The organism is Cerasibacillus sp. (genome assembly GCF_036516575.1).
In the GTDB taxonomy this organism is placed as follows: Bacteria; Bacillota; Bacilli; order Bacillales; family Amphibacillaceae; genus Cerasibacillus.
Genome location: NZ_DATBTY010000057.1, coordinates 1 through 10,295, shown reverse-complemented (window position 1 = coordinate 10,295; position 10,295 = coordinate 1). Strand labels below are relative to the sequence as shown.

Annotated in this window: 10 protein-coding genes; all 10 read left to right on the top strand. The window is 35.0% G+C overall.

The genetic code is table 11. The annotated features are described in order from the left end of the window. The first annotated feature begins 405 nt into the window (after nt 1-405). The 10 genes from cpaB to VIG73_RS09325 all read left to right on the top strand — a co-directional run bounded on the left by cpaB (nt 406) and on the right by VIG73_RS09325 (nt 9,973). Nucleotides 406-1,182, top strand: coding sequence for a Flp pilus assembly protein CpaB (cpaB, locus tag VIG73_RS09370; RefSeq protein WP_331641281.1), 777 nt, complete (start codon nt 406-408; stop codon nt 1,180-1,182). Nucleotides 1,183-1,229: 47 nt separating this feature from the next. Further along, nucleotides 1,230-2,402: an AAA family ATPase gene (locus tag VIG73_RS09365; RefSeq protein ID WP_331641278.1), complete on the top strand. Its 1,173-nt coding sequence runs from the start codon at nt 1,230-1,232 to the stop codon at nt 2,400-2,402. Nucleotides 2,403-2,421: 19 nt separating this feature from the next. Further along, entirely contained in the window at nt 2,422-3,795 is a 1,374-nt protein-coding gene (locus VIG73_RS09360) for a CpaF family protein (protein ID WP_331641276.1), read from the top strand. After that, nucleotides 3,773-4,699 carry a type II secretion system F family protein gene (locus tag VIG73_RS09355; protein ID WP_331641274.1) on the top strand — a complete coding sequence of 309 codons (927 nt, stop codon included), beginning with the start codon at nt 3,773-3,775 and terminating at the stop codon, nt 4,697-4,699. Before VIG73_RS09360 ends, VIG73_RS09355 begins: the two co-directional genes overlap by 23 nt. A 3-nt stretch (nt 4,700-4,702) precedes the next feature. Then, nucleotides 4,703-5,638: a type II secretion system F family protein gene (locus VIG73_RS09350; RefSeq protein ID WP_331641272.1), complete on the top strand. Its 936-nt coding sequence runs from the start codon at nt 4,703-4,705 to the stop codon at nt 5,636-5,638. Nucleotides 5,639-5,746: 108 nt separating this feature from the next. Continuing rightward, a complete protein-coding gene (locus tag VIG73_RS09345; RefSeq protein ID WP_331641270.1) occupies nt 5,747-5,977 on the top strand; it encodes a hypothetical protein in 231 nt (76 codons plus the stop codon). A 148-nt stretch (nt 5,978-6,125) separates the two neighbouring features. After that, nucleotides 6,126-7,553, top strand: coding sequence for a VWA domain-containing protein (locus VIG73_RS09340; RefSeq protein WP_331641268.1), 1,428 nt, complete (start codon nt 6,126-6,128; stop codon nt 7,551-7,553). 31 nt (nt 7,554-7,584) lie between these two features. After that, nucleotides 7,585-7,971, top strand: coding sequence for a hypothetical protein (locus VIG73_RS09335; RefSeq protein WP_331641265.1), 387 nt, complete (start codon nt 7,585-7,587; stop codon nt 7,969-7,971). Beyond that, on the top strand, nt 7,971-8,621 hold the full coding sequence (locus VIG73_RS09330) for a hypothetical protein (protein WP_331641263.1): 651 nt from the start codon (nt 7,971-7,973) through the stop codon (nt 8,619-8,621). The genes VIG73_RS09335 and VIG73_RS09330 overlap by 1 nt, the downstream gene beginning before the upstream one ends. A 41-nt stretch (nt 8,622-8,662) precedes the next feature. Beyond that, the gene (locus VIG73_RS09325; RefSeq protein WP_331641261.1) at nt 8,663-9,973 is read left to right on the top strand and encodes a VWA domain-containing protein; all 1,311 of its coding nucleotides are present in this window, start codon (nt 8,663-8,665) and stop codon (nt 9,971-9,973) included. The last annotated feature ends 322 nt before the right edge of the window (nt 9,974-10,295 follow it).

The following is a 10,295-nucleotide window of genomic DNA, read 5'->3' as shown; positions in this document are numbered from 1 at the left end:
CCCACAAGAACAAGCATTATGCAAAAAATTAAGTTTTATTATAATGTAAAATTTTTGTTACGTATATGTAAATAATAGTATTAAACCACTATGGATAAAATAGGTATAAAAAACTAAATATATATTTTAAATTATAATATGGGGAAATAAACGAACGTATGAACTGTTTTTATTGAGTAAAAAGGAATATATTTTTAATATGGAAGGGCTTAATTGTAAACATAGGTCCAACATACCATTTGTATTTTGAAGGGTTGATTTTTTCTAAAAGTTTAGTATTATAACAGAAACAGTAACTTGTTCATAAAAATGACACAATCACAACACAAGCTCTTTTATTAATTGAATCATAGTAATTAAACAAACAACGAAAATCTATCATAATCGAAAGAGGTAAATGAAAGCATGTTTGAATCCAAACGAAGAGCACTCATATTTATGGTCTTGTCTTTTATTCTAGCAGCTATTGCTGGCATGTTATTCTACAACAAATATCAACAATTAAATTCTGATTTAGGAAAAATGACTGATGTTTATTTCGCAGGTAAGAATATCCCCTCAAGACAAATCATCAAACCTGACGATGTTGTTGCAGTTGAAATACCTAATCGCTACGTAACAGATGGACACATCCTCTCCTTAGAACAACTCGAAAACCAAGTATCTATCATACCACTCAAAGAAGGCGATCTCATAACACATAATATTTTAAAGCCAGATACAGAACTAACAGCTGATGGAAAGCGCTTAGTTGAATTGTTAACAGATAATGGAAATGTTCATTTTGATGATGAACTTGAATATTTAGATCGAGTCGATATCATTGTGTCACATTCATTTGAGGATGATCCTGTAACAGAGCTTTTTATGAGAGATGTGCCAGTTCATAAGATTATTAATGATGATGAAGGCCTTAGGGGCGTAGCATTAGAAGTATCGACTGAAGATGCACCAGAACTTATTCATATGCAGAACTATGCAGACTATTTAAGAGTTTTAAAATCAGGTGCTGCAGAGTCTGAAAAAGTAGAAACAAAGAAAGAGTCAGATGAAGAAGACCATGAAGTAGCGGAAGAGAAAAAAGATGAAGAACCTAGTGATAATACAGAAGATCAAAAATCAAAAGAAGAGAAAACTGATAAAACAAAAGATGAAACAAAGAAGAAAAACAACGATAAATAAGGCAAATAAATGACCTTGCATTGATACACATAGTTGGAGGGCAATCAATGGATAACCAAGTTAGAATACTGTTAATTTCAAATGATTACAATAGAAGTGAAGAACTCATTCTACAGTTAAATACAGACAATGCTGTTATTCAAGCGATTACTTCAAATGAGGTTGCTAGAGAAGTTAGCAGAGTCACGCCGCATATTGTCCTCGTACATGCATATGATGGAAATGCGGCGACTGAGTTAATACAATATATTCAACAAGAATTGGCTGAAAATTTTCCACCTATTTTTATTTATCTAGCAGACCAGCAGAATTTTAGTTTGCTCAGAAATTTACTTAGAGAAGGCATGCAAGATTATTTCGTGCTCCCAGAAGAATTGGACAGTTTAAATGAGCGTCTCCAACAAGCTGTACATGCTGTAACAGAACAACTAACATCAAAGAAAGAAACAATAGCAACAGAGCATGCTTTGAAAAAAAGAAAAGGGCGTATCCATTCCTTTTACAGTGGAAAGGGCGGTGTAGGAAAAACACTTCTTTCTACTCTGTACGCCCAAACAGTCAAACTCGAATCGACGGCAGATGTTTTATTTATTGACTTAAATATTCAATATGGTGGTGCAGAAACATTTTTAGGCGTGGATCGTATTCGGTCATATGCTGAGTTATTGCCAGTTATGGACGAGCTCAATGAAAGTCACATTCGAAATGTAGCCGTTAAAGAGCCTTACTCCAAATTAGACTTATTACTAAGTCCACAAGATGCGGAAATCGAAGAACGAATGACTGATGAACATATAACCCGACTATTAAGAACGTGCAGCCGTGCTTACGATATTGTCATTGTCGACATTCCATCATATATGGATGCAAAAACATTTAGCGCCTTAGAAGAATCCGAAATTATTCACTATGTGATGACCCTAGATACGCCATCTATCACGTTGTTTAAAAGAGTACAAGATTTATTTACGCGCTTACGCTTAGATACGGAAGATCGTTTACAAGTCGTTATGAATCGGCTAGAACGCAGTAATGAACTATTGCCGTCTGATGTAAATGAATTTATATCTTTTTCAATCGCAGCAAAAATCAGAGAAGATAAGAAAGGGGTTCTCCCATCTATCAACAAAGGGGAGCCATTACGTAAGGAAATAAAAGAAAAGAAACTTCCGGCTATTTCTAAACAAGTCCGAAAATGGGTCGTATCACAGCTAAAATAATACAGGTTGGTGAAAGAAAATGGGACTCTTTAAGAAAAGGGAAATGACTTTAGAAAAAAAACCAAATAAAGTAGCCTATTCTCCATATGATAATCCGTATGTTGAGGAACTTAGCAACCATTATAAGAACCGATTGCTAAATGAAATGAACTTAGATCAATTGACTAAGTTAGGTCAACAAGAAATGCGCGATGCAATTGAACGGATTGTTACTCAGTTCATGAGAGAAGAAAGAGTCGTTATTTCACAACGAGATAAAGAACATTTATTAACACGTATTATTGATGAATCGGTTGGATTTGGACCACTTGAACCACTATTAGCCGATGAAGAAATTACAGAAATACTCATTAATGGTCATGGTGAAGTATATATTGAGAAGAAAGGACAACTACGCCTTACAAAAGTGAAGTTCCGAGATGAGCGTCATGTCCGCCATATTGTTGATCGGGTTGTCGCACCTTTAGGCCGAAGAATTGATGAAAGTTCGCCAATGGTAGATGCTCGATTACCAGATGGAAGCCGTGTGAACGCGGTTATTCCTCCAATCAGCTTAAATGGGACACTTGTCTCCATCCGTAAATTTAGAAAAGACCCATACACGATGAGTGATTTAATTGATTTCAAATCAATTAATCAAGATATGTCAAAATTTTTGCAAGGCGTCGTCAGCGCGAAATCGAATGTATTGATCTCAGGCGGAACTGGTAGTGGAAAGACAACTTTACTTAATGCATTGGCACGCTCTATTCCACCAAATGAGCGCGTTATTACCGTAGAAGACTCAGCAGAATTGAAACTAGATAGACCGAATGTTGTCGGACTTGAAGCAAGACCGCCGAACACTGAAGATAAAGGTGCTATCACTATCCGCGACCTCGTACGAAATGCTTTACGGATGCGACCTGACCGTATCGTCGTTGGGGAAGTTCGTGGCGCAGAAGCGTTTGATATGCTGCAGGCGATGAATACGGGTCACGAAGGGTCACTTACAACAGTACACGCTAACTCACCACTCGATGCTATTCGGCGTCTAGAAGGGATGATTATGATGGCAGGAATGGAACTTCCGTCTTCAATCATTCGAGAGTATATAGTTGGTGCACTAGACTTTATTATTCAAATCGTGCGATTGCAAGATGGACAACGTAAAATGATGTCCATTTCTGAAGTCGTTATCGATAACAAAGGTGGTAAAGTCATGCTAAAAGAAATCTTTAAATTTAGCCGTACAGGACTTAGCTTAGATGGAAAAGTATTAGGTGACTTTACAGCTACAGGAATTCAGCCAACGAGCTTACAACGCTTGAAAGTTTTTGGTCAGGATATGCCTGAGTCAATGTTTAAAGCGAAAGAAGGGGTGAACCCAGATGACAGCATCAGTTATATTTAGTATCGCCGCAGTATTTGCGATATGGGGTCTTTATAGTTATATGGATTACCGCATGGAGAAAAGGCAATGGAAAGGTAAGACGAAAGTTGCCTTAGATGCACCTAAAAGACGGAAAAGCTTTATCGTCGTATGGGGAGAAAAGTTTGATCAATCAGATCGTGGCCATAAACTTCAAAGGAAACTAAGAGAAATAAACTTACATTTAACACCTTCTGAATATGTCAGCATGTTCATACTTGGTGGATTAATCTTATTCTTTTTATCAAATAATTTTTTAAAGTTTCCAATGTACATTAGTATTATCATCGGTGTCAGCGGAAGTTTTGGAATGAGTCGATTGTTATTCCTCGTTCGCCGAAATAAATTAGAAGAAAAGATGAATGAACAACTATCTGAAGTTTGTGCCACCCTTTCAAATGCAACGAGATCTGGAATGACCATTACTCAAGGGATTCAACTTGTAGCCGATGAAATTAGCGAGCCGTCGAAAAGCGAGTTTCAGCGGTTGGCAAATGAATTGAACTTAGGTGTTGACTTTGAAGAAGCGCTATTAAAGTTTCAAAAGCGTTTTAAAAGTAGAGAATTTACGATATTCGTTGTCACTCTCATCACTCAAAAGAAATCAGGTGGGAATATCCATGACACATTAGAAGAAATGGCTCATGTCCTAGATGAACGACAGTTTTTAGAGCAAGAGATTAAGACGTTAACGTCTGAACAACGTTTTGTGTCTTATATTATTCCTTCTATACCTATTTTTTTATTAATAGCATTAAATCTCATGCAAGAGGGGTACATAAACGTTTTGTTTTCAGGATTTGGAATAATATTATTGGTTATTTTCGGAATTGGTACCGCGTTATCATTTTTTTTAGTACGAAAAGTAACGAATATAAGGGTGTAGACCATGGATGAACTACTATTATTTACAGTTATTTTTGCGGGAGTCATATTTATCGGTATTATGTTTTCGGCTTGGTACCGCTACTTAACTGAGAAAGAAAAAGTACAAGATTACTTAGTTGATGTTGCCGATATGCCAATGCAAACAACTAATGTTAAAAAGAAAAGTTTGTTTCAACGTGTTTTAGAGAGATTATTAGTTTATGCTGATGATTTTTCTGATATAGGAGAGCGCTTTAATTTCTTTAGTGAATCAGATGATGTATCACGTTGGCTTATTCATGCTAATCACCCATTAAATCTTACAGTTAAACGATTTCATGGCTTTAAAATTGTTCTATTTATTATAGGATTAATAGCTGGAATTATTACTGTAATTATTGATTTTCCTTTCAGTTATTTATTAATTGTGTTATTACCTATCATAGGATTTTTCTATCCAATCATATGGATACGAAATAAGGCGAAAAAACGACAAGCGGAACTTAGTTATGCCTTGCCAGATTTTCTAGATATGGTAAGTGTCAATTTAAAAGCAGGTGCAAGTCTAGATCAAGCTTTAAATCAAATATCAAGTTATTTCGGAGGACCGATAAAAGACGAATTTGCGCGATTTAATCAACGCCTACAATTAGGGATACCACGGGAGGAAGCGTATAGGGAATTAATTGATCGTACAGATGTACCAGAATTTGAAATGGTGATCAAATCATTAATTCGCGGAGCACAATTAGGAGTACCTGTATCAAAAACATTTGAAACTCAATCGATGGAGATTAGAAGGCTAAGGAAAGAAAAAGTAAAAGAGCTAGCAGCAAAAGCAGCACCAAAAGTAACAATGATTACGACATTTGTCGTTATGCCAACAGCACTTGTTTTGATAGGAGGATTAGTACTTTTAAATATAATAGATAATGTAAGAAATAGTGGATTGTTTTAATGAGTGTCGAAATTTTAAGGGGGTGATTAATGAGAAAGGGGTTTTAATCAGTTGTTGTTTGAAAAAGTGTTTAAGGATTATTATTAAATTAAAAGGGAGAGGAAAATAATGACGAAATTTGGACAAAAGCTATATGTAAATGGCCGGACAAAGCTCAATAATTTGAAAAACGGCGAGGAAGGTTCTACAGCAGTTGAATTTATGGGTATCGCAGCAGTGGTAGTTTTAATAATTTTCATTTTTACTAAATTCTTTGGCGATGGTGGAGCAGGTTCCTCAGGTATTACATCTATTTTAGGTGGATTAATTGACGTTGTAAGCGGTTGGTTTGGATTTTAAACTTAAAAATTATTAGAGTGATAGGAACAGTGATTCAATCTGTTCCTATCACTTAATTTAATACCTAGGACATATGCTTAACATATAGTTATCAAAGCTCTTCTAGATATTAACTTCATATAACTATTTTAAAAAGGAAGTGTAAAATTTGTCTATTAAGAATACGAATTATCTTTTTGTATTTATGTTAATATTAATGATTCTAGTTATTACTGCGTGTTCATCAAATGAAGAGCGGCTAGAAAATAATCAAGGGAAAATTGATGAAAATAAACAAACACGAGATATGACTAATTTAAAAAAGGATGGTGACGTTAATAATCAAGATATGCAAGATGAACCGATTGACTTAACGGAAAACTTACTAGATTTGGCTCCAGCAGACCCAAAAAACTTAGAAGAAATACTTAACTATCCAGTAGGTCCATTAGCTGGAAAAGACAGTAACGAAGAAATAGAAGAAATGATTGTATATGTGAAAGAAAAATTACCACCTATTGAAGAGGAAAAAGATCAGGCTTATTTAGAACAATGGTGGCGTGCATATAGTTATCTTTTTTCTGAAGACTATCCAGATCCAAATAATATAATACGTATGATGAATATGGAACAATTTGGAAACCCAAATATAGAAGATGAGCGTTTTCATTTTAAGGAAAACATGAACGTCCTCGTCATTCTGGATGTGAGCGGCAGTATGGCCAATGAAATTAATGGTAAATCGATGATGGATATCGCAAAAGACTCCATTAACGATTTTGTGTCAGATTTGCCAGAAGATGTAAATATCGGTCTTAGGGTGTATGGTCATGAGGGAAAACGTACAGGAAAAACAAAAGAGGAATCTTGTCAGAGTACAGAACTAGTCTATGATATTCAGCCTTTAAATAAGCAAGAATTTAAGAAGGTGATAGAGCCATTCGAACCAACAGGTTGGACGCCAATTGGCTTAAGTTTAGAAAAGGTAAAAGAAGATTTTGCAGACTATCCTAGTGATAGAAATACAAATCTCGTCTACGTAGTCAGTGATGGAGCCGAAACTTGTGGTGGTGATCCAGTCAAAGCAGCAGAAGATCTCGTAGACTCCAATATTGAACCGATTATTAACGTCATTGGCTTTAATGTTGATATCGAAGGTCAAAGCCATCTGAGAGAAATCGCTGAGGCAGGTGGTGGGGTCTATACAAATGCAGGGAATGAAGAGCAATTACAAGAAACGTTTAAACAAGCGGAAGAAGTTTTGAAAAAGTGGGATGAATGGAAAAGAGGAGCTAGTCATAGTGTCCTAGAACAACGTTCACAACTGAGAGTGGAATCGGATGAGTTCTTTAGTGAGTGGAGTAGAATTAATTGGAATGAATCTAATAATATTCGGGCTATCAATAGCAAATTATTATCTGAAAAATATATTACAAAACAATCATATGACTATAATAGAGAAAAGGTGAGTGAGAGATCCCAGTTATATAAGAATATTAAGAGAGAATGGTTTAAGAAATTAAAAGAAAAAATTGATGAAAATTATGAAAAACTATTGCAGGATATAAATAAGGAATATGAAGATGGAACAAAGTGATAAAAAATACTTTTCAAGGGGTGAAGATAATATGAAAGGAAAAAATGATTTGTTTCATAATGAACAAGGTTCGTTATCGATTGAATTCATCGGCCTGTTGCCATTTGTCATTATTTTGCTTCTTATTATATGGCAATTAATCGGTACAGGCACATCGTTATTAATGGCACAAAAAGCTGTAAATGAATCTGCCAAAGTCTATTCAATAACAAAAGACAGGAGTGATGCAGAGCGGGCAGTACGGAATATCATTGGTTCCAATAGTAGCATGAACTATACAAACTTCTCCGTTCAATCTGAAGGAGATAAATATTTCAACGTTAAATTCGATGCCAACTATAAAATCGTTTTTTTGCCTGAGCGTTGGAGAAAAACATTTACAATACCACATAAATCATACAGTAGGGTGTTAGAATGATGAAACGTTTAAGAAAACTATATCAAGATGAATCTGGTGGTATGTCACTCTTAATGATGGCTGTTGTATTTTTTGGGATATTAATGTTTGTGTTATTACTAAATTTTATTAAAGTGTTTGCTGTAGACAACCAAGCTAATACAGCTGCACAACAAGGAAGTCTTGCTGCAACAGGGGTTGTATATAAACAGGCGATGAATGTGATTGAGCACTATTCGTACCCTTGTGGTGACGATATTTGTTATTTAATTGATGATTATCATGCGGAAAAAAGTTCATTATCTGGTGATTCGTTATCAGAGAATGAAAGGCATCGAAAAGCAATTGATAAAACGCTTCTCTATAGAATGTCAAGAGACGCAAGATTAAAACGACAAATTCGTTTAGCTATGCAAAGAGCGACAGCAGAAATTCCGGGTGTTGTTAAGAATGTCATAAGAAAAAATAACGCCAAAGTATCTGATACGAAAATTAAGATATTTAATAATAAAAATCGTATCGAAGTGATAACTTCTGCTGAATTTGAATCAAGTGAAGTACCTGGATTTATGCGGAAAATGAAAGAGGATTTACCGCAAATAGGAATGGGTGTTGAAGTGCCATTTATTCGAGCACTTAACTGGCCAAGTCGAACGTTACAATTGCGCTAAAAATGGATAGAAGACATTTTAAGACGTAGAGGTGTTAAAGTGTGAATTTAAAAGATTTAATGAAGTTAACTACCATATTTGTTATTTTTTCGTTGAATTTAGTAGCATGCAGCTCAAACGAAAATGAGCCAGATTTAAAGGCGCTACTTAAAGAGTTGCCTGACGAATACCCTACGTCAATAGATGAAATTGTAAACTATCCAACAGGACCTTTAGCAGAAAAAACTTACAGAGATGAAATGGAAGAGATGATTGATGTTATAAAAACACACTTGCCACGGATTGAAAACGAAGTAGATGAAGCATATTTACATGATTGGTGGCAAGGCTATCATTCTTTATTCGCTGAAAAATACCCGGATCCGACTTCAATTTTTCAAGAGAAAATTGTACAACCATTTTCTCATCCAGCTTTGCAAGAAGAACAATCCGTATATAAAGAGAATCTAAATGTATTAATCATTTTAGATTTAAGTGGTAGCATGAACAAGCAAATTAAAGGAAAACCTATGATTCAAATTGCTAGAGAAGCAATCCAAGATTTTTTATCCAAATTACCAAGTCACGCAAATGTTGGACTCCGTGTTTACGGACATATCGGATCAGGAAAAGATTCAGACAAAGAGCGTTCATGCTCAAGAAGTGATTTGATATATGACATTCAGCCCTATAACAAAAGTGAATTTAAAGAAGCACTTAATAAATATGAGCCAAAAGGCTGGACACCCATCGCATTTAGTTTAGAACAAGCAGCTGAGGATTTTGCTGAATATCCAAGAGAAGAATATACAAATCTTGTCTACGTTGTTAGTGATGGTATTGAAACATGTGATGGAGATCCAATAGCTGTCGCTAAGTCATTAAGTGATTCAGAAATTCATCCGATTATTAATGTTATTGGGTTTGGTGTAGATAAAAAGGCTCAGAAACAACTAGAACAGATAGCCGAAGTAGGAAAAGGCTTGTATGCCAAGGCTGGAAATGAAAAAGAACTAAATAAGGCATTTCATGATCAAGAAGACATGTTACGTATGTGGAAAGAGTGGCAAAAACAGACAAAAGAATCACTGGATAAGCATAAGAATGATCAGATTGAGGAAATAGAACAATTCTATGATGAATGGAAAAAAGTAAATGATCGTGAAAGAGCAAATATCTTTTTTATCATTAATGAATTAAGAAATACGGGCTATATTACCGACCAGGCACATCGTTATTTTGCGGAGATGAGAAGCGAACGAACCGAGAGATATAAGAAGTTAGGCCATGAATGGTACACAAACTTAAATAAAAAGGTAATGAGGAACTATGAAGATAATAATAAAAAAATATTTAAAGAGCTACAACCATAGATTTTCAAAGGTTACCCAACTATATGAATAAAAAGACCACGAGCTGTCGAATTTATGGGCATCGCAGCAGTGGTCTTATAGAGCTTTATTACTAAAGCCCTATAATTTATTATAGCGCTTAATAATTATTTTATACAAGTAATTTGAATGAGGGGATTTAATTTTGAATCACGATGTAAGTGATTAATGTACCAAGTGCGATAAATGGTGCCATCGGTATATTTTTAATTTTTATGTGATTTGGAAATATTTTACCTAAAATTAAAATCGGTAATCCAATAAATGAGGCAGTCGCAAAGCTAAAGAAGTATACATATAAACC